Annotated in this window: 1 protein-coding gene; it reads right to left on the bottom strand. The window is 61.3% G+C overall.

Going from position 1 to position 235, the window contains the following annotated elements:
- A partial coding sequence (locus tag KZZ07_RS27460; RefSeq protein WP_219520220.1) for a hypothetical protein occupies window positions 1-235 on the bottom strand: 235 nt, incomplete at both ends.

Raw genomic sequence — 235 nt, 5'->3', positions numbered from 1 at the left:
ATCGCCGAACGACTCCTCGAAGTTATGGGTATACGACAGCGAACCGAACAGCACCGCCGGATCGAAGGTTTTCACCAGGGAGATGCCTGGCGTCACCGACCACACCCCGTTACCCGTCGGCAGGCTTTCCGGCACGGCCAGGTTATTGTTATTGGCTTGCTCGATCAGCTTGATGCCGTAGGGCTCCTGGCCAGTGGGGGCCTTGACGCGCACCGAAACCACAGCGTCCGGCAGG

This window comes from Mameliella sp. CS4 (assembly GCF_019392335.1).
Lineage (GTDB): Bacteria > Pseudomonadota > Alphaproteobacteria > Rhodobacterales > Rhodobacteraceae > Antarctobacter.
The sequence above is the reverse complement of the archived record's forward strand: the minus strand, read 5'-3'. Positions and strand labels throughout refer to the sequence as shown.